13 protein-coding genes and 1 riboswitch are annotated in these 18,877 nt (G+C 74.3%); of the genes, 2 read left to right on the top strand and 11 right to left on the bottom strand.

Features of this window, described 5'->3' with window-relative positions; all coding sequences use genetic code 11:
• Window positions 1-90: 90 nt before the first annotated feature.
• Genes cobC through cobI form a run of 7 tightly spaced genes read right to left on the bottom strand, consistent with a single transcriptional unit; the run spans window position 91 to window position 7,223 of the window.
• Entirely contained in the window at window positions 91-1,128 is a 1,038-nt protein-coding gene (gene cobC, locus ABH941_RS14945) for an Rv2231c family pyridoxal phosphate-dependent protein CobC (protein WP_370129600.1), read from the bottom strand.
• Window positions 1,118-2,017: a sirohydrochlorin chelatase gene (locus tag ABH941_RS14940; protein WP_370129599.1), complete on the bottom strand. Its 900-nt coding sequence runs from the start codon at window positions 2,015-2,017 to the stop codon at window positions 1,118-1,120. The genes cobC and ABH941_RS14940 overlap by 11 nt, the downstream gene beginning before the upstream one ends.
• Entirely contained in the window at window positions 2,014-2,613 is a 600-nt protein-coding gene (locus ABH941_RS14935; protein ID WP_370129597.1) for a precorrin-8X methylmutase, read from the bottom strand. Before ABH941_RS14935 ends, ABH941_RS14940 begins: the two co-directional genes overlap by 4 nt.
• Window positions 2,610-4,412, bottom strand: coding sequence for a precorrin-3B C(17)-methyltransferase (gene cobJ / locus ABH941_RS14930; protein WP_370129595.1), 1,803 nt, complete (start codon window positions 4,410-4,412; stop codon window positions 2,610-2,612). The genes ABH941_RS14935 and cobJ overlap by 4 nt, the downstream gene beginning before the upstream one ends.
• A complete protein-coding gene (gene cbiE, locus ABH941_RS14925) occupies window positions 4,409-5,674 on the bottom strand; it encodes a precorrin-6y C5,15-methyltransferase (decarboxylating) subunit CbiE (protein ID WP_370129594.1) in 1,266 nt (421 codons plus the stop codon). The genes cobJ and cbiE overlap by 4 nt, the downstream gene beginning before the upstream one ends.
• Window positions 5,671-6,492 (bottom strand): precorrin-4 C(11)-methyltransferase, encoded by an 822-nt coding sequence (gene cobM, locus ABH941_RS14920; RefSeq protein ID WP_370129592.1) that lies wholly within the window; start codon window positions 6,490-6,492, stop codon window positions 5,671-5,673. The genes cbiE and cobM overlap by 4 nt, the downstream gene beginning before the upstream one ends.
• Window positions 6,489-7,223, bottom strand: a complete 735-nt coding sequence (gene cobI / locus ABH941_RS14915; RefSeq protein ID WP_370129590.1) for a precorrin-2 C(20)-methyltransferase — start codon at window positions 7,221-7,223, stop codon at window positions 6,489-6,491. The genes cobM and cobI overlap by 4 nt, the downstream gene beginning before the upstream one ends.
• A gap of 74 nt (window positions 7,224-7,297) precedes the next feature.
• Window positions 7,298-7,451: riboswitch (cobalamin riboswitch) on the bottom strand.
• Between the two features lie 99 nt (window positions 7,452-7,550).
• Here cobI and ABH941_RS14910 point away from each other — a divergent pair.
• Together ABH941_RS14910 and ABH941_RS14905 are read left to right on the top strand one after the other, a co-directional pair.
• Window positions 7,551-9,914, top strand: a complete 2,364-nt coding sequence (locus ABH941_RS14910) for a LuxR C-terminal-related transcriptional regulator (RefSeq protein ID WP_370129588.1) — start codon at window positions 7,551-7,553, stop codon at window positions 9,912-9,914.
• Between the two features lie 264 nt (window positions 9,915-10,178).
• Window positions 10,179-11,219: a hypothetical protein gene (locus ABH941_RS14905; protein ID WP_370129586.1), complete on the top strand. Its 1,041-nt coding sequence runs from the start codon at window positions 10,179-10,181 to the stop codon at window positions 11,217-11,219.
• On the opposite strand, the gene ABH941_RS14900 is transcribed toward ABH941_RS14905, so the two are convergent.
• Genes ABH941_RS14900 through cobN form a run of 4 tightly spaced genes read right to left on the bottom strand, consistent with a single transcriptional unit; the run spans window position 11,209 to window position 18,869 of the window.
• Window positions 11,209-12,585: a cobyrinate a,c-diamide synthase gene (locus ABH941_RS14900; protein ID WP_370129585.1), complete on the bottom strand. Its 1,377-nt coding sequence runs from the start codon at window positions 12,583-12,585 to the stop codon at window positions 11,209-11,211. The two genes, ABH941_RS14905 and ABH941_RS14900, sit on opposite strands and share 11 nt — an antisense overlap.
• A gap of 10 nt (window positions 12,586-12,595) precedes the next feature.
• Window positions 12,596-13,192 carry a cob(I)yrinic acid a,c-diamide adenosyltransferase gene (cobO, locus tag ABH941_RS14895; RefSeq protein ID WP_370129584.1) on the bottom strand — a complete coding sequence of 199 codons (597 nt, stop codon included), beginning with the start codon at window positions 13,190-13,192 and terminating at the stop codon, window positions 12,596-12,598.
• 2 nt (window positions 13,193-13,194) lie between these two features.
• Window positions 13,195-15,180, bottom strand: a complete 1,986-nt coding sequence (locus ABH941_RS14890; RefSeq protein ID WP_370129831.1) for a putative cobaltochelatase — start codon at window positions 15,178-15,180, stop codon at window positions 13,195-13,197.
• A gap of 35 nt (window positions 15,181-15,215) precedes the next feature.
• A complete protein-coding gene (gene cobN / locus ABH941_RS14885; RefSeq protein ID WP_370129582.1) occupies window positions 15,216-18,869 on the bottom strand; it encodes a cobaltochelatase subunit CobN in 3,654 nt (1,217 codons plus the stop codon).
• Window positions 18,870-18,877 lie beyond the last annotated feature (8 nt).

Below are 18,877 nucleotides of genomic sequence, written 5' to 3'. Positions count from 1 at the left end.
CGTCCTCGGTGACGTGGGGTCAGGTGTGAGGACATGACACGCCGCCGACTCGGCGGAGTCAAGATGCTGGACGAAGTTCAGGTATGTGAACTACAGTTGAAGTGCCGTCAGCGCCTCGAAGAAGGCGTCCAGGGTGGCCTTGTCGCGCACCGCGATCCGCAGCCAGTCGGGGCCCAGACCTGGGAAGGTGTCCCCGCGCCTGACGGCGAACCCGGTACCGCGCAGCCGCTCCCTGACGGTGGTGGCGCCGGCCATGCGGATGAGGACGAACGATGCAGCAGGCTGACCGTAGGTCCGGATGGTGGGCAGCTCTGCGAGCCGGGAGAGCAGATACTCCCGGTCCTCGGCGGTGGCGCGGGCGGCCGCCTCGGCCTCGGCGAGCGCGGCCGGGGTGCTGCACGCCTCGGCCGCGACCAGGGCCGGCGTCGAGACCGGCCACAGCGGCTGGGCGGCCTCCAGGGCGGCGATCATCCCGGGGGCGGCGAGGACGTAGCCGATGCGCAGTCCGGCCAGCCCCCAGGTCTTGGTGAGGCTGCGCAGTACCACCACGCCCGGCAGGTCGCGCCGTCCGGCCAGGCTCTCCGCCTCGCCCGGCACGGTGTCCGCGAAGGCCTCGTCCACCACCAGGGTTCGGCCGGGACGGGCCAGCGCCGCGAGGTCGGCGGCCGGGTGCAGGATCGAGGTCGGGTTGGTGGGATTGCCGACGACCACCAGATCGGCGTCGGCGGGGACGGTCGCCGGATCGAGCCGGAAACCGTTCCTGGGACGGAGCATCAGCCGCTCCACCGGGTGCCCGGCGTCGCGCAGCGCCGCCTCCGGCTCGGTGAACTGCGGGTGCACCACAACCGTCCGACGCGGCCTGAGCGTTCGGGCCAGCAGCACGAACGCCTCGGCGGCGCCCGAGGTGAGCAGTGTCTCGCTGTCCGGGCGCCGGTGCCGCCGGGCGACGGCCGCGCGGGCGGAGCGCCCGTCCGGGTAGGCGGCGAGGCCGCCCAGGGTGTCCGCCAGCAGCTGCCGCAGCCAGGGCGGGGGTGTGCCCGCTCTTACGTTCACCGCGAGATCGACCAGGCCGCCGCCGACCTCGGTGTCGCCGTGGTGGCGCAGGTTGGGCTCTCGATCAGTGAACATGCGTGTGCGAGCCGTGGCCGTGGTCGTGGTCGTGTGAAGGATCGTCAGGGTGGTGGTGCGGGCGCTGCGCCGCACCGACGCGGTCCTCAAAACCAGGCATGGCGACACGATAGACGCAGGTGTCACAGTTCATCCGCAGATCTCCGGCGAGGGCCTCCCGGTAGCGGGCCAGCACCAGCTCGGCCAACTCCTCGGTGGGGCCCATCACCGCAGCCTGGCGCAGGTCGGTGTCCGGGTGGGCGGCGGCCCAGTCGGCGGCCTGCTGTTCCACCCGTTCGGGGAGGATGCCGGTGAACAGGAAGTAGGGCAGCACCACGATCCGCCTGGCGCCGAGCAGTCGGCAGCGGGTCAGTCCGGACGGGACGTCGGGCGCCGCGAGCGAGACGAACGAGGTCTCCACCCCGGCCAGTCCGCGGCCCTCCCAGAGCAGTCGGGCGACCTTGACCACCTCGGCGTTGGCATCGGGGTCGGTGGAGCCCCGGCCGACCAGCAGCACGGTGGTGTCGGCGCGGTCCTCGGGCGCCAGCACCTCGTCCAGCCGCCGCTCCAGGACGGTGAGCAGGGCGGGGTGCGGTCCGAGGGGCCGCCCGTAGGAGAAGGAGGTGCCGGGGTGGCGCTCGCGCTCGCGGACCAGGGCGGCCGGGATGTCGCCCTTGGCATGCCCGGCGGAGACCAGCACCAGCGGCACCGCGGCGAAGCGGCGGGCGCCGGCGGTTACCAGTCCGGCGACGGCGTCGGCGAGCGGCGGCGGGGACAGCTCGATGAAGCCGCCGCCGACGGGGGTGTCCGGCAGCCGGTCGCGCAGCCCGTCGACGAAGGAGCGGAACGCCTCGGCGCCGGCCTCGTCGCGGGTGCCGTGGCCGACGATCAACAGGGCTGGGGGCGTCACAGGGAAGGCTCCTCGTAGAGATCCGGGTAGAGCAGGGCGTTGGCGGCCGCTGCGGCGACCGCCGAGCCGCCCTTCTCGGAGATGTTGCTGACGGCCGGCAGCCCCGAGGCCCGCAGTGCCGCCTTGGACTCGGCCGCGCCGACGAAGCCCACCGGCAGGCCGATGACCAGCGCCGGACGGGCGTCCAGCAGCAGCAGTTCCTCCAGCGCGGTGGGGGCGCAGCCGATCACCCACACCGCGCCGTGGCCGACCTGCTCCAGGGCCAGCCGGACGGCGGCGGCCGAGCGGGTCAACCCGGTGGCCGGGTCGCCCTTGGCGTCGCTCAGCCGGCACAGCGCCCGGCGGGTGGTGATGCCCGCGGCGACCATCTGCACATCGGCCACCAGCGGCGCTCCGGCCGCCAGGGCGTCGGCGGCGGCGCGCAGGACCGTCTCGTCGGCGATCACCAGGTCGTCGAGGTAGGCGAGGTCGGCGCTGGAGTGCACCACCCGCTCGGCCACGGCTCGGGTGAGCGGGGGGAGATGGCTGGTGTCGGCCCTGGCCCGCAGGCGGCGGTAGGACTCGCGTTCGATGGGGTGGACCTGGCGCGCCGTCATGACTGCCACCGGTAGCCGCGCGGGGTGACCATCCGGCCTGCGACCGTGCGCGAGGCGGTGTTGCCGACCACCACGACGGTCGTCATGTCGACGGTGGTGACGTCCAGTTCGGCCAGGGTGGTGACGGTGTGCCACTCGTCGGCGCGGGAGATCGCATGGGCGACCCCGACCGGGGTGTCCGGCGTCCGGTGTTCGGCCAGCAGGGACAGCGCCTTGGGGAGCTGCCAGTCGCGGCCCCGGCTGCGCGGGTTGTAGAAGGTGACCACCAGGTCGGCCTCGGCCGCCGCGCGGACCCGGCGTTCGATGACCTCCCAGGGGGTGTGCAGGTCGGAGAGGCTGATCGAGACATGGTCGTGGCCCAGCGGCGCGCCCAGCAGCGAGGAGGCGGCCAGAGCGGCGGTGACCCCGGGGACGCCGACGACGTCGATGTCCGGGCCGGCCTCGGCCAGCGCGGGGGAGGCCATGGCGTAGACGCCGGCGTCGCCGCTGCCGATCAGGGCGACGGCGTGACCCTGCTCGGCGAGGCGTACGGCGCTGCGCGCGCGCTCCTCCTCGGCGCCGAGGCCGGTGGCCTCGATCCGGGTGCCGGGCCGCAGCAGGTCGCGGATCTGGTCGACGTACTGGTCCAGGCCGACGACGACCGAGGCCCGGCGCAGTTCCTCGCGCGCCCGCGGGGTCAGCAGGTCGCGCGCCCCCGGGCCGAGCCCGACCAGCGCCAGCCGTCCGCGCGGCGCCCGCCGGACGACGGCGACGGTGGCCATGGCGGCCCGCCCCTCGGGGGCGGACTTCCGCTTGGGCACCAGCAGTTCGCCGCCGCCGAGCAGGGCGGCCGCCTCGGCGACGCTGGGCGTGCCGACGGCCGCCTGCGGAGCGGGGGAGGGGTTGGGGACGGCTACGGCGGCGAGCGCCTCGGCGGGGTGGGTGACCAACTCGACGCCGAGGGCGGCGGCCGCCGCGAGCAGGGCGGGCTCGTCGGCCTTGGCGTCCACGGTGGCCAGGTGGCTGACGGAGTGCCGGCTCAGCCCGGCGTCCGCGAGGGCTGCTTCGACCAGCCCGAGCACCTCCTCGGCCGGAGCGCCGCGGCTGGCGCCGACACCGACGACCAGCGTGCGCGGACGCAGCGTCACCGTCGTGAGCCGGGAAGCCTCGATGCGGTCGCTGATACTCCGATCTTCCGGGGAGCGACCCCCCGAACCCCCGCGAACCTCCGAGGTGGCCGGGGGCTGCGGACCGGACTCCGCCGTTGGCAGCTGGGGCATGCGGTCGCTGATGACGACCGTGGGTGCGTCCGAGGGTGCGTCGGCGGTCAGGTTCGGCGGCAGCGCGGGCAGCGGGTGGACCGCGTCGGCCCGCAGCCGAACCGGCGCGCCGTCCAGCAGCGCGCGGCTCACCGCGGCGAGTTCGCCCTCGGTGTGCCAGCCGAGGGTGTCCAGGCCGGGCAGGCCCGTCGCGTCGGTGGCCGTGGTCAGCACCGGCTGGGCGTCCAGGGCTTCGGCGACCCGGGCGGCCAGTCGGTTGGCGCCGCCGTCATGGCCGCCGACGAGCGACACCGCGAAGCGCCGGGCCTCGTCGACGCAGACCACCCCGGGGTCGCTGTGCTTGTCCGCCAGCAGCGGGGCGATCAACCGCACGGTGGCGCCGGTGGCGAGGAAGCAGACCAACTGCTCGCACTCGGCCCAGGCCCGGGCGATCGAGGCGGCGACGGTCCGCTCCTGGTAGAGGGTGCAGTCGCCCAGCGCCTCGGCGAGTTCGGCGGCTGCCGAGCGGCCCGCCGAGGTGGCGGCGATCAAGCCGATCACAGTGTGTCTCCTGACGACTGGGCTGACGGTGAATCAAGTCGGGTGCCCCAGAGGACGAATACCGGATTGGTGGCGGCCAGGCGGACCACTCCGCCGGGCAGCGGGGCCAGCCGTGACGACTGCAGCTGTACGCCCTCGGCGGTGAAGCCCGCCGCGAGCAGCGCGGCCCGTACGGCGGGGATCCGGTCCAGCGCGGCCAGTGTCACCACCACGCTGCGCCGGGCGCGCTCGGCGCAGGCGGCGACGATCTCCGCCAGGTCCGCGCCGCCGCCGCCGACGAACACCGCGTCCGGCTCCGGCAGTTCGGCGAGGGCGTCCGGGGCGGCTCCGTGTACCACGAGTACATCGACGCCATGTGCCGCTGCGTTCGCGGTAACCCGCTGCACTCCGTCTGCTGTCTTCTCGACCGCGACCACGGCCGAGCCGAGCCGGGCGCACTCGACGGCCACCGAGCCGCTGCCCGCGCCCACGTCCCAGACCAGCTCGCCCAGCCGCGGCCCGAGTCGGGCCAGGGCCAGGGCGCGGACCTCGGCCTTGGTGACCATCGAGTCGCGGTGCTCGAAGGCGTCCTCGGGCAGTCCCCAGCCGCCCTCGGCGACGCCCGCGCCCCCGGCGACGGCGCGCATCGGACCGGGGAGCTCGGCACCGGGACCCAGGCTCAGCACCACCTGGACGCCGGGCCAGTCCCGCGCTGCGGCCTGCTCCGGCGTCACCTCCTCGATCCGCTCGCTGTCCGCGCCGAGGTCGGTCGCCACCAGCAGCCGACGCCACAGCCCCGGGACGGCGGCCAGGGCCGCCCCGATCTCGGCGGGGCCGGCGCCCGGAGCCGTCAGCACAGCGACCTTGCGGTGCGCCCGGCAGACGTTCAGGGCGGTACGCGGGTCACGGCCGTGGGCGCTCACCACCACCGCGTCGTCCCAGGGCAGACCCACCCGGGCGAAGGCCTCGGCGACACTGCTGACGCCGGGTCGGACGTCCAGCGCCCCCGGGCCGAAACGCTCGGTCAGGGCGCGGACGATGCCGAAGAACCCCGGGTCCCCGGAGGCCAGCACCAGCACCGGACCGGCGTCGGCAGCCAGCGCGGCGGCGACCGCGTCCAGCGCCGGGGCCAGCGGGCCGAGCACCACCGCCCGCTCCGGTGGCACCCCGGCGGCGTCCAGGTGCCGACGCGCGCCCAGAGCCAGCCCGGCGCCGGCGATCAGGGCAGCGTGCTCCGCGGCCTGCCCGGCGCCGAGGACGGTGATCGGGTGCCGGTCCGTCACGACGCTCCGCTGCTGCGCAGGGCGCGCCGGGCCGCCGGGTCGGCCTTGCGGAAGGTGTGGAAGTGGCCGGGGTGGTAGAGGTGCGACCGGGTCCCCGTCGCCGCCAGCGCCGGGCCGACCAGGAACAGGGTGTGCTTCCACAGCCGGTGCTCCTTGACGGTCGCCTCCAGGCTCTCCAGCGTGCCGTGGAGCACCAGCTCGTCCGGCCAGGTCGCCTGGTAGGCGACCACGACCGGGGTCTCCGGCGGGTAGCCGCCCGCGGTCAGCTCCTCCACCAGCTGCTTGGTGCGCGCGGCGGACAGGAAGATCGCCATGGTGGTGCCGTGCCGGGCGAAGTCGCGCACCTCCTCGCCGGGCGGCATCGGGGTCTTGCCCCCGCCGAGCCGGGTCAGGATGACGCTCTGGGCCACCTCGGGGATGGTCAGTTCGCGCTGGATGATCGCGGCGACGGCGGAGAAGGAGGAGACGCCGGGGACAATCTCGGTCTCCAGGCCCAGCTCACGGCAGCGGTCCAGCTGCTCCTGGACCGCACCCCACAGCGAGGGGTCCCCCGAGTGGATCCTGGCCACCCGGCGGCCCTGGTCGGCGGCGCGCTGGTACTCCGCCAGCACGTCCTCCATCGGGATCAGCGAGGAGTCCAGGATCTCGGCGTCCTCGCGGGCGTGCTCCAGCACCTCGGCCTGGACCAGGCTGGCGGCCCAGATCACCGTGTCGGCCTCGGCGATGGCCCGGGCCGCGCGGAAGGTGAGCAGGTCCGCGGCTCCGGGGCCCGCGCCGACAAAGGTGACCTTGCCGTTGATGGCCTCGGTACCGGTCACAGCTTGCCTCCACGGCGGGTGCGGGTCGCGGGTGCGATCAGGGTCGAGAGGTACGGCAGCGATCCGGTCAGCGGATGCCCGGCCGGGCGGATCTGCTCGTCCGGCAGGCCCAGCGCGGACCCCCAGACGGCGGTGCCGTCCCGGTCGGTCTCCCGCAGCGCGGCGGCGACCTGCTCGGCCAGCCGTCCGAACTTGTAGGCGACGACGGTGCCGGGCCCGGCCAGGGCGTCCCGCAGCACCTCCGCTCCCGCGGTCACCGGGACCAGCGTCAGCGGCTCGGTGCCCTCGGCCAGGACGGTGCCGCTGCGCGCGGCCAGGTCCTGCATCGCGGTGATCCCGGGGACGGTCGCCACGACCAGGCCCGGGACCAGCGGGGCCAGCGTCTGGGCGAGGTAGGTGAAGGTCGAGTAGACATTGGGGTCGCCGATGGTGGCGAAGGCGACGCTGCCGTGCTCCCGCAGCAGCTCGGCGACCCGGGCGCCGGCCGCGTCCCAGGCGGCCTCGCGGCGGGCCCGGTCCTCGCGCTCGTTCAGGGCGAAGACCACCCGTTCGACCTTGGCCGCGGCACCGTCCAGATGGTGCAGCACGGTCGCCTCGGCCCGTCCGGTCTCGCCGCTGTCCAGCACCGGGACGACCACCACGGCGGCCTCGCGCAGCACCCGGACCGCCTTGACCGTGACCAGCTCGGGATCGCCGGGGCCCATGCCCACGCCGGTCAGTCGAGGCGTCACCACGGTGTGGGCAGGCAGCGGGGCACGGGAGCGCAGCAGCGCATGGCAGTAGTCCTCACTCGGGGTCCGCGCCCCGGATCGTGGTGTCGGCGGCCAGAGTTCCTGGCTCGGGGACGGCCGCGCCCGGTAACGGGACGCGTCGCCCGGTGACAGTGGCGGGACCGCGCCGGATTCGCACCGGACTTCCTCATCATTGCCGCCGTACAAGGCTTCAAAATCCCACCACGTGCGCCGTCGCCAGGTCAACCGGAGCGGCTGTGTCCTCGCCCACCTCCGTTCTGACTGATCACCACCACAGGCAGTGAACGAACCGATACTCTCGGGAGGGTGCTGACCGGCGAGGCGGGCGGGGTGGAGATGACCTTCAGCGTCCATGGCAGGCGGGTCGGGGAACTGCCCGCCGAAGTCACCGGCTTCGTCGGCCGCAGAGCCGAACTGGCCTCCGTGGAACGGCTGTTGACGCAGGCCAGACTGGTCACGCTGACCGGTCCCGGCGGTGTCGGCAAGACCCGGATCGCGCTGCGCACCGTCGCCGGGATGCGCGAGCGCTACCCGGACGGGGTCTACCTGGTCGAGCTCTCCGCCCTCCCGGAGCCGGAACTGCTGCCCAGGGCGGTCTGCGCCTCGCTGGGGATAGTGGACCAGACGGCGCGTCCGCCGCTGGACTTCCTCACCGAGTACCTGGCCGACCGGACCGCGCTGCTGGTCCTGGACACCTGCGAGCACCTGGTCGACGCCTGCGCCATGCTCGCCGACCTGCTGCTGCGCGACGCGCCCGGGATCGGCATCCTGGCGACCAGCCGCCAGCCGCTGGACGTCCCGGGGGAGCACACCCTGGTCATCCCCCCGCTGCCGGTCCAGGACGAGGGCCCGGACGGGGTCGGCGCGGTGGCCCTGTTCGCCCAGCGGGCGGCCGCGGTGCTGCCGGGATTCACCCTCAGCGACGCCAACCGCGCCGACGTCCTGGCGCTGTGCCGCCGTCTCGACGGCATCCCGCTGGCCATCGAGCTCGCCACGGTGCGGCTCCGGGCGATCCCGCTGGACCAGCTGGTCGCCCGGCTGGAGGACCGCTTCCGGCTGCTCACCGGCGGCCGCCGCACCGCGCTGCCCCGGCACCAGACCCTGCGCACCACCATCGGCTGGAGCCATGAGCTGTGCACGGCCGAGGAGCGGCTGCTCTGGGCCCGGCTGTCGGTGTTCGCCGGCAGCTTCGACCTGACCGCCGTGGAGCGGATCTGCGCCGGCGGCGAACTCGGCGGCGGGACGGTGCTGGAGCATCTGATCGGCCTGGTCGACAAGTCGGTGGTGCTGCGGGTCGACACCGACGACGCCCGGACCCGCTACCGGCTGCTCGACACCATCCGCGAGTACGGCGGCGAGTGGCTGGAGCAGAGTGGCGGAGGGCCCGAGGTCCGGCAGCGGCACCTGGACCACTACCGGGTGCTGGCAGCCGAGTTCCGGGCGCGCTTCGCCACCGACGCGCAGCTGCCGCTGTTCCGGGCGCTCTGCCCGGAGCTGGAGAACCTGCGCGCCGCGCTGCGCTTCATGATCGAGACCTCGGGGGACTCGGACCAGGCCCTCTCCTTCTGTACCGACCTGTGGGTGTTCTGGATCTGCTCAGGGATGCACGCCGAGGGGCGGCACTGGATCGACCTCGCCCTCGCCGAGCAGCCCGAGCCCACCGCGGCCCGATCGCTCGCGCTCAGCCTGGGCGCCGAGCTGTCGCTGTTCGTCGGCGACCACGACGGCGCCCTGCCGGGCCTGCAGGAGGCGCTGGCGATCGCGGAACGCCTGGACGACGACCGGCTGCGGCTGCACGCCCACCACTTCCTGACCCTGGCCGCCGGGTGGCGTGGTGACTACGAGCAGGTTGAGGTCCATACGCAGAAGGTTTTCGAGTACGTGCGCCCCGGCGAGGACCCGGTCAGCGACGGCCTGATGATGGCGCACTGGGCGCTCAAGTACGTGACCACCGGCCGCGCGGACAAGGGTGTCGAGGTGTGCGACGCGTATCTGGCCGTACTCGCCGCCGCACCGGAGGAGTGCTGGCTGCGCGGCTTTCTGCTGCTGGTGAAGGCCCAGGCCAGGTTCGCCCTCGGGCAGTACCGGGAGGCATCGCTGAGTGCCCGTCAGTCCCTGCGACTGCGAACCGAGCTGGGCGACCGCACCGGCCAGGCCTACGCCCTGGAGGTGCTGGCCTGGGTCGCGGCGGCGGAGGGCCGGCACCGCCGGGCCGCCTGGCTGCTGGGCGCGGCCGCCGCGCTCTGGGAGCGGTCGGGCCTGCCGCTGAGCGGCGCCGTCGAGCTCCACGGGCCGCATGACACGGCGGTGCGGCAGATCATCGCGGCCCTCGGTGAGCGGGTCCGGGAGGAGTGCCACCGCCAGGGCGCGGCCGGCGAGTTGGACCAGGTCGTGGCCCTGGCCTGGTCCGACGCGGACAGCCCGCCGGCGGTGCCGCAGGGGGAGCAGCGGCCGGTCCCCGGTCCGGACGCCCTCACCCGCCGTGAGCGCGAGGTCGCCGCGCTGGTCGCCGAGGGGCTCTCGAACCGTCAGGTGGCCGAGCGGCTGGTGATCTCCAAGCGCACGGCGGACGCCCATGTCGAGCACATCCTGGCCAAGCTGGGCTTCTCCTCGCGCACCGAGATCGCGGCGGCGGTGGCCCGGTCGCGGACCGTGGAGGACCCGGTGTAGGTAGGTGCCGTCGCGGATCTAGGTATACCCGGTTCCGTGGGATACCGATGCCGGGCCCCAGGGCCGCGGTCGATGCTGGGAGCACGTCGGGTCGCACCGGAGCCGGGTACAGCAGGAGGTCCGCAAGGGCCTCTGGTACCGGTACGGGGGGCGGCCCGGCGACCGTCACGGCATCCGCCGTTGCAGCAGGGGCTCCCCCGGTTCCACTGGCGGGGGGTGCCGTGGCGGGCCCGATCCTTCCCGTACCAGCGCGAGGAGGCCGTCATGGCCACCGAGGCATTCACACCCCCCGATCCCTGCCCGACCGGTGACGCCCTGCTCGGTCGGGAGCGTGAACTCGCAGATCTGCGCCGGGCTCTGGGCTCCTGGAGACTGGTCGCGCTGACCGGAACGGTGGGCGTCGGCAAGTCGAGCCTCGCGGCGAAGGCCGCGGAAGCCTGGCGCGGGGAGGGCGCGGGACGGGTCCGCCGGGCCGATCTCGGCGCATTGCTGGCCCCCGAGCTCTTCGCCGGTACCCTCGGCTACGCCCTGCGGGTGCCCGAGCGCCCCGGCATGTCCGAACTCGGCGGCCTGGCCCGCACCCTGGGCGCCGAGCCGACCCTGCTGCTGCTGGACGGCGCCGAACGGCTCAGGGGCCGGGGCGCGGCGGTTCTGGAGTACCTGCTGGACACCTGCCCCGAGCTGACGGTGCTCTGCGTCGGCCGGGCCGCCCCCGGTTCGCCCTACGAGTACGTCCAGCGCCTGGACCCGCTCGCGGAGGCGCCGGCCACCGCGCTGCTCTGCCTGCGGGCCCGCCAGTTCGGCGCGAGCCCAATGGTCCGGCGCCGCCGGGAGCACCCGGACGCGCTGCTGCTGTGCCACCTCCTGGACCGCAACCCGCTGGCCATCGAGCTCGCCGCCAGCCGACTGGTCACTACCCCGCCGCGGCGGCTGATGGCCGAGACCGCCCGCCCGGCCGGGCTGCTCGCGCTGGCCCCCGGCGGGCTCGATCCGGCGCACGCCGCAGCCGGCCGCCGCTACCTGCCCGACCGCACGCTGCGATCCGCCGCCGAGGCCAGCCATGAGCTGTGCACGGGGGACGAGCGACTGCTGTGGGCCCGACTGTCGGCGGTGCCGGTCGGTTTCGACCTGTCCGACGCCCACCAGGCCTGCACGCCCGTGTCCGGCGCGGCGCTGGAGACCGCCTGGGCCGGGCTGATCCGCGGTTCGGTGCTGGTCCCCTACGGGGCCGGCGCGGCCCGCTACCGGCTGCCCTTCCTGCTGCGTGCCTACGGTCGGGAGCGGGCGCGGCGGCTCAGCCGCTGAGCGGCGCGTGGGTGAGCAGCCGGTACGGCAGCTGCGGTGCGCCGGCCCAGTGCAGGTGCAGATAGGAGGCGTGCAGGGTGGGGGAGGTGAACCCCTCGGTGCGCGGTCCGTCGGTGGAGCGCCAGCCCCAGGCGGGCGCGGGACCGCCGCCCGGTTCGCAGACCGTGCGGTGGAACTCATGCCCGTTCAGCCGGGTCCCGGCAGCGGCCAGCGGACTGTCCGACAGGGCCACCGCCTCGCGGTAGCCCAGCGTCAGCCGCTCCGTCATCCGCGCCTCGGCGTCCAGCACCCCGCACATCGGGGCGCCGTCCAGGGAGCGCGCGAGATAGAGCAGGCCGGCGCACTCGGCCACCAGCGGCGCACCGGAGGCGGCGAGCGCTCGTACCGACTCGCGCAGGGCGGTGTTGCCGGACAGCCGCTCCGCATACACCTCGGGGAAGCCGCCCCCGATGACCAGCGCGGACGTGCCTTCCGGCAGCTTCTCGTCGCGCAGCGGGTCGAACGGGGCGACCTCGGCCCCGGCGGCGGTGAGGAGTTCGGCGTTCTCGGCGTAGGAGAAGGAGAAGGCGGCGCCCGAGGCCAGCGCGACCACCGGGCGTCCGGGCACCGGTCCGCCCAGCGCGGCGATCTCCGCCCCGGCGTCCCAGGGTTCGGCGGTGAGCGGGGGAGCGCTGCGGGCCAGCGCCAGCAGTGCCTCCAGATCCACCCCGGCCCGGATCAGTTCGCCCATGTCCCGCACCGCGCGCAGGGCCTCGGCGTCGCGCTCCACGGCGGGGATCAGCCCCAGGTGCCGACTGGGCGTCACCACCTCCGCCTGCCGCCGCACCGCACCGAGCACCGGCACACCCTCGCCGGCCTCCAGGGCGTCCCGCAGCAGCTCCTCGTGCCGGTCCGAGGCGACCCGGTTGAGGATCACCCCTCCCAGCCGCACCTCCGGGTCCCAGGACGCGAACCCGTGCACCAGCGCCGCCACCGACCTGCTCTGCGAGGACGCGTCCACCACCAGCACCACCGGGGCCCGCAGCAGCTTCGCCACATGCGCCGTCGAGGCGAACTCCCCACGCCCCGCCGCTCCGTCGAACATCCCCATCACGCCCTCGACCACGGCGATGTCCGCCCCGACCGCGCCGTGCAACAGCAAGCCCGGCAGCCGCTCGGGCCCGCACAGGAAGGCGTCCAGATTGCGTCCGGGACGGCCGGTGGCCAGCGCGTGGTAGCCGGGGTCGATGTAGTCGGGACCGACCTTGTGCGGCGACACCGCCAGCCCCCGCGCGGTGAGCGCGGCCATCAGCCCGGTGGCGACGGTGGTCTTCCCGCTGCCGGAGGAGGGGGCGGCCAGGACGACGCGGGGGAGGGAGTGCGGCATGGCGATCTCTCTACCACTCGATCCCGCGCTGGCCCTTGCGGCCCGCGTCCATCGGGTGCTTGACCTTGGTCATCTCGGTCACCAGGTCCGCCGCGTCCACCAGTGCTGCCGGGGCGTTGCGGCCGGTGATCACCACATGCTGGCTGCCGGGACGGTCCTTGAGCACCGCCAGCACCTCGTCGGCGTCGATCCAGCCCCAGTGCAGCGGATAGGTGAACTCGTCCAGCACGTAAAGCCGGTAGGTCTCGGCCGCCAGGTCGCGCTTGACCTGCTCCCAGCCCTCGCGGGCCGCGTCCTCGCTGTTCTCGATGTCGCGCTGCACCCAGGACCAGCCCTCGCCCATCTTGTGCCAGGCCACACTGCCGCCCTCGCCGCTGGCCCCCAGCACCCGCAGCGCGTGCTCCTCGCCGACCTTCCACTTGGCGGACTTGACGAACTGGAACACCCCGATCGGCCATCCCTGGTTCCAGGCCCGCAGGGCCAGGCCGAAGGCGGCGGTCGACTTGCCCTTGCCGGGCCCGGTGTGGACGGCGAGCACGGGCTGGGTACGGCGCTGACGGGTGGTCAGACCGTCGTCGGGAACGGTGGTCGGCTGTCCCTGCGGCATGGCTACGCCGCCTCCTTCTGCTTGCTCCGGATGAGGTCGGTGACGAGGTGGGTGACACTGTCGGCGGCCAGCTCGTCCAGCCGGACCACCTCTCCGGCGAGGTGCTGCGCCAGTTCGGCGGCCAGGCCGAGCCGGACCGGTCCGCTCTCGCAGTCGACGACCACGGCGGCGGTCCCCTGGGCGGCCAGCAGCTGCGCCGCCCGGCGGGCGTCGGGCAGCGCCTGCGGACCGCCGGTGGCCCGGCCGTCGGTGACCACGACCAGCAGCGGACGGCGGCGCGGGTCGCGCAGCCGCTCCAGCCGCAGCGTCTCGTGGGCCCGCAGCAGCCCGGCGGCGAGCGGCGTGCGGCCGCCCGTGGGCAGCTGCTCCAGCCGGGCCGCGCCGACCTCGACCGAGGAGGTCGGCGGCAGTGCCAGCACCGCGTCCGAGCCCCGGAAGGTGACCATGCCGATCTTGTCGCGGCGCTGGTAGGCGTCCATCAGCAGGGACAGCACCGCGCCCTTGACCGCGGACATCCGCTGGCGGGCGGCCATCGAGCCGGAGGCGTCCACCACGAACAGCACCAGGTTGGATTCGCGGCCCTCGCGGATCTGCTCGCGGAAGTCGTCCCGGCGCAGCCGCAGGGCCCGCCCGTCCCGGCCCCTGGCGAGCTGGTGCGGGGCCGCCGCCTGGATCGTGGCGGCCAGGTGCAACCGCTGCAGCGCCCCGGTCGGCCGGGCGGCGCGGACGGTGTGCCCCCCGCTGTCGGTGCGGGCTCGCGAGCGGCGCCCCCCGGCGCCCTCGCCGAGCCCGGGCACGGTCAGCAGCCGGGTCCGGTAGGGGGAGGCCGCGGGCGCTGCGGGCTGGGGCGGGGCCGGGGCGGTGCGGCTGGGCGCGGCCTCTGCCCCTTCGCCGGAGGCCTCCTGCTCGGGCGCGTCCTGGCCGCCGCCGGACGGGCCGTCAGGGCCTCCGCCGTCGGGCGGTCCTTCGGGACCGGGGCCGTCGTCCTCGGGGCCGCCGTCCGGCTCCTCGCCGGCCGACTGCTCCAGGGTCTGCTCCAGCTTCTCCTCGTCCAGCCCCGGTGCGTCGAACGGATTGCGCCGACGCCGGTGCGGCAGCGCCAGCTGCGCGGCTGTGCGGACGTCCTCGGCGATGACATCGGTCCGGCCCGCCCAGGCGGCGAGGGCGACTGCGGTGCGCGCCATCACGATGTCCGCGCGCAGCCCGTCCACCTCGAACGCGGCGCACACAGCAGTGATCTGACGCAGCGCCGGATCGCCCAGGACCACCGAGGGCAGCAGCGACCGCGCCGCCGTGATCCGGACCGCGAGTTCCTTCTCCTCCTGCGCCCAGCGCTCCGCGAAGCCCTCCGGGTCGGCGTCGTAGGCGAGCCGCCGCCGGACCACCTCAGCCCGCTCGACCGGTTCCCGGGTGGCGGCGACCTCCACGGTCAGCCCGAAGCGGTCCAGCAGCTGCGGACGCAGCTCGCCCTCCTCCGGGTTCATCGTCCCGACCAGCAGGAACCGCGCCGCGTGCCGCACCGAGACGCCCTCGCGCTCGACATAGGAGCGGCCCATCGCGGCGGCGTCCAGCAGCAGGTCGACCAAGTGGTCGTTGAGGAGATTCACCTCGTCGATGTAGAGCACGCCCCGGTGCGCGGCGGCGAGCAGCCCCGGCTCGTACGCCTTGACGCCCTCGGCGAGCGCCCGCTCCAGGTCCAGCGAGCCGACGATGCGGTCCTCGGAGACGCCGACCGGCAACTCCACCAGCCGGGTTGCCCGTTCGGCGTCCGGCAAGCCCAAGTCGTGCGGCCCGTCCGGGCACTGGGCGTCCGGCGCCGCCGGGTCGCAGGCGAAGCGGCAGCCGTCGACCACGGCTATCGACGGCAGCAGCCCGGCCAGCGCTCGCACCATGGTCGACTTGGCGGTCCCCTTCTCGCCGCGCACCAGCACCCCGCCGACCTGCGGTGACACCGCGTTGAGCAGGAGCGAGAGGCGCAGGTCGTCCATGCCGACGATCGCGGTGAAGGGATAGCGGGAGTCGGTCACTGGTCGTCCCCTTCGAGGTCGCCTTCGAGTTCGAGGTAGGTGGCGCGCAACTGGTCCAGGGTGTTCTGGTCCGGCTCGGCCCACAGCTGCCGGTCGGCCGCCTCCAGCAGACGTTCGGTGATGCCGCGCAGGGCCCACGGGTTGGACTGCTTCATGAACTCGCGGTTGGTGGGGTCGAAGACGTACTCGGTCGCCAGCTTCTCGTACATCCAGTCGTCCACCACCCCTGCCGTGGCGTCGTAGCCGAAGAGGTAGTCCACCGTCGCGGCCATCTCGAAGGCGCCCTTGTAGCCGTGGCGGCGCATGGCCGCCATCCAGCGGGGGTTGACCACCCGGGCGCGGAAGACCCGGTGGGTCTCCTCGCCGAGGGTGCGGGTCTTGACCTGGTCCGGGGTCGCGCTGTCGCCGACATAGGCCTCGGGTGACGTCCCCGTCAGGTGGCGCACCATCGCCACCATGCCGCCGTGGTACTGGAAGTAGTCGTCGGCGTCGACGATGTCGTGCTCGCGGGTGTCCACATTCTTCGCCGCCACCGAGATCCGGCGGAACGCCTGTTCCATGTCGCCCCGCGCGGCCCGGCCGTCCAGGCCGCGGCCGTAGGCGTAGCCGCCCCAGACCGCGTAGACCTCGGCGAGGTCCGCGTCCGAGTGCCAGTTGCGGGCGTCGATCAGCGGCAGCAGGCCCGCGCCGTAGGCACCGGGCTTTGAACCGAAGATCCTGGCCGTGGCCCGGCGGCGGTCGCCGTGCTCGGCGGTGTCCTGCTCGACGTGGGCCCGGACGTAGTTGGCGTCCTCGGGCTCGTCCAGCGCCGCCACCGCCTGCACCGCGTCGTCCAGCAGCGCCACCACATGCGGGAAGGCGTCCCGGAAGAAGCCGGAGATACGGACCGTCACATCCACCCGGGGACGGCCGAGTTCGGCCGTCGGGACGACCTCGAAGCCGGTGACCCGGCGGGAGGCGTCGTCCCAGACCGGACGGCAGCCGAGCAGGGCCAGGATCTCGGCGATGTCGTCGCCCTGGGTGCGCATGCAGGAGGTGCCCCACACGGTCAGCCCGACCGAGCGCGGATAGCCGCCGGTGTCGGCCAGGTAGCGGGCCACCAGCGAGTCGGCCAGCGCCTGGCCGACCTCCCAACTCAGCCGGGAGGGAATGGCCTTGGGGTCGACGGAGTAGAAGTTCCGGCCGGTCGGCAGGACGTTCACCAGTCCGCGGGTCGGCGAACCCGACGGTCCGGCGGGGACGTAGCCGCCGCGCAGGGCCCGCAGGATGTGGGTCAGCTCGTCGGTGGTCCGCTCCAGCCGGGGGACCACCTCGTCGGCGGCGAACCGCAGCACGGCCACGGCGTCGGCGTTGCGGTGCCCCAGCACCTCCCGTACCAGCGGCTCGGCGGCGGCAGCGGCCCAACCCGCCTGCTCCATGCCCTCGGCCAGCCTGCGGCACAGCTGTTCCAGCAGGTCCACCGCGTCGGCCGCGCTCCGGGCCGGTCCGGCCACCAGGGCTGTCAGCTCGGCCGGAACCTTCACCGGCGTGCCCGGCTCCGCCAGCAACTCCTTCTCCACCAGCCCGAATTCCGCCGCCAGCGCCGCCCGTAGCCCCGGCAGCGCATCGGCCTTCCCACCCCACACCTGCGCCGAACGCAGCACCGCCAGCACCAGGTTGACCCTGGCCTCGTCGACCGGCCCGCTGCCCAGGATGTGCAGGCCGTCGCGGATCTGAACGTCCTTGATCTCGCAGAGGTAGCCGTCGATGTGCATCACGAACTCGTCGAAGGCCTCTTCGTCGGGCTGGTCCTCGACATGCAGGTCGTGGTGCAGCTCGGCGGCCTTCACCAGGGTCCAGATCTGGGCCCGGACCGCCGGGGCCTTGGCCGGGTCCAAGTCCTTGACCAGCGCGTACTCGTCGAGCAGCTGCTCCAGCTTGGCCAGGTCGCCATAGGTGTCGGCGCGGGCCATCGGCGGCACCAGGTGGTCCACGACGGTGGCGTGGCCGCGGCGCTTGGCCTGGGTGCCCTCGCCGGGGTCGTTCACGATGAACGGGTAGACCAGCGGCAGTTCGCCCAGCACCGCGTCCGGGGCGCAGCCCGCCGACAGGCCGAGGCCCTTGCCGGGCAGCCACTCCATGGTGCCGTGCTTGCCCAGGTGGACCACGGCGTCGGCGCCCCAGGACTGCTCCAGCCAGCGGTAGGCGGCCAGGTAGTGGTGCGAGGGCGGCAGGTCGGGGTCGTGGTAGATGGCGATGGGGTTCTCGCCGAAGCCGCGCGGAGGCTGGATCATCAGCATCACGTTGTCGAACTGCAGCGCGGCCAGCACGATGTCGCCGTTGTCGACGTAGAGGCTGCCGGGCGCCTCGCCCCAGTGCCGCAGGATGCCCTCCCGCAACTCGGGCTCCAGGGTGGCGAACCAGCGCTGGTAGTCGGCCAGCGGCACCCGGGCCGGGGCGGCCCGCAGCTGCTCCTCGGTCAGCCACTCCACGTCGTGGCCGCCGGCGGCGATCAGCTTGTGGATCAGCTCGTCGCCGCCGGACGGGTAGTCGGCGACCCGGTAGCCGGCCCCGCGCAGCGCGTCCAGCAGCCGCACCGCCGAGGCGGGGGTGTCCAGGCCCACCGCGTTGCCGACCCTGGAGTGCTTGGTCGGGTAGGCGGTGAAGACCACGGCGATCTTCTTCTCGGCATTGGGCTTGTGCTTCAGCGCCGCGTGCCGCAGCGCGATCCCGGCCACCCGTCCGGCCCGCTCGGGGTCGGCGGCGTAGACCGGGATGCCGTCCTCGCCCAGCTCCTTGAACGAGAACGGGACGGTGATCAGCCGTCCGTCGAACTCGGGGATGGCGACCTGCATGGCCGCGTCCATCGGCGAGAGTGCCGCGTCCGAGGCCTCCCAGGCGGCGCGGGAGGAGGTCAGGCACAGGCCCTGCAGCACCGGGATGTCCAGTTGGGCCAGCGCCCCGATGTCCCAGGCCTCCTCGGCGCCCCCGGCGCTGGCGTCGGCCGCCACCGTGCCGCCGGAGGCCAGCACCGTCGCCACCACCGCGTCGCAGCGGCCCAGCAGCGCGAACAGCTCGGCGTCGGCGCCGCGCAGCGAGCCGCAGAACACCGGCAGCGCATTGCCGCCTCTGGCCTCCACCGCGTCGCACAGGGTGTCCACGAAGGCGGTGTTGCCGGACAGTTCGTGCGCCCGGTAGAAGAGCACCCCGACAGTGGGACGGCCCTCCACCACCGGACGCGAGCCGCTGACCCCGTAGAGCGGCATCGGCTGCGGCGGGGCGAAGCCCTCGCCGGTCAGCAGCACCGTGTCGGAGAGGAACCGGGCCAGCTCGGCCAGGTTGGCCGGACCGCCCTCGACCAGGTAGGACAGCGCCTCGGCGACCACCCCGGCCGGGACCGAGGACATCCCCATCAGCTCGGCGTCCGGCACCGACTCGCCGCCCAGCAGCACTGCGGGCACCCCGGAGCGGGCGATCGCGGCCAGCCCCTCCTCCCAGGCGCGCCGGCCGCCGAGCAGGCGCACGACGACCACGTCCGAGCCGGTGAGCAGCCGGTCCAGCTCCTCACCGACCTCGACCCGGGTCGGGTTGCCGACCCGGTACCCGGCGTCGGCGGCACCGGCCGCCAGCAGGTCGGTGTCCGAGGTGGACAGCAGCAGCACCGTTGTCACAGCAGGTA

The sequence above is a fragment of the Streptacidiphilus sp. EB103A genome (genome assembly GCF_041261405.1).
Taxonomy (GTDB): domain Bacteria; phylum Actinomycetota; class Actinomycetes; order Streptomycetales; family Streptomycetaceae; genus Streptacidiphilus.
This window is presented reverse-complemented; position numbering and strand designations above follow the sequence as displayed.

Bases quoted from the DNA above. Each gene is read 5' to 3' on its own strand.
- cobC (WP_370129600.1), bottom strand. From the start codon at position 1,128: ATGTTCACTGATCGAGAGCCCAACCTGCGCCACCACGGCGACACCGAG.
- ABH941_RS14935 (WP_370129597.1), bottom strand. From the start codon at position 2,613: ATGACGGCGCGCCAGGTCCACCCCATCGAACGCGAGTCCTACCGCCGC.
- ABH941_RS14905 (WP_370129586.1), top strand. From the start codon at position 10,179: ATGGCCACCGAGGCATTCACACCCCCCGATCCCTGCCCGACCGGTGAC.
- ABH941_RS14900 (WP_370129585.1), bottom strand. From the start codon at position 12,585: ATGCCGCACTCCCTCCCCCGCGTCGTCCTGGCCGCCCCCTCCTCCGGC.
- cobO (WP_370129584.1), bottom strand. From the start codon at position 13,192: ATGCCGCAGGGACAGCCGACCACCGTTCCCGACGACGGTCTGACCACC.
- ABH941_RS14890 (WP_370129831.1), bottom strand. From the start codon at position 15,180: ATGGACGACCTGCGCCTCTCGCTCCTGCTCAACGCGGTGTCACCGCAG.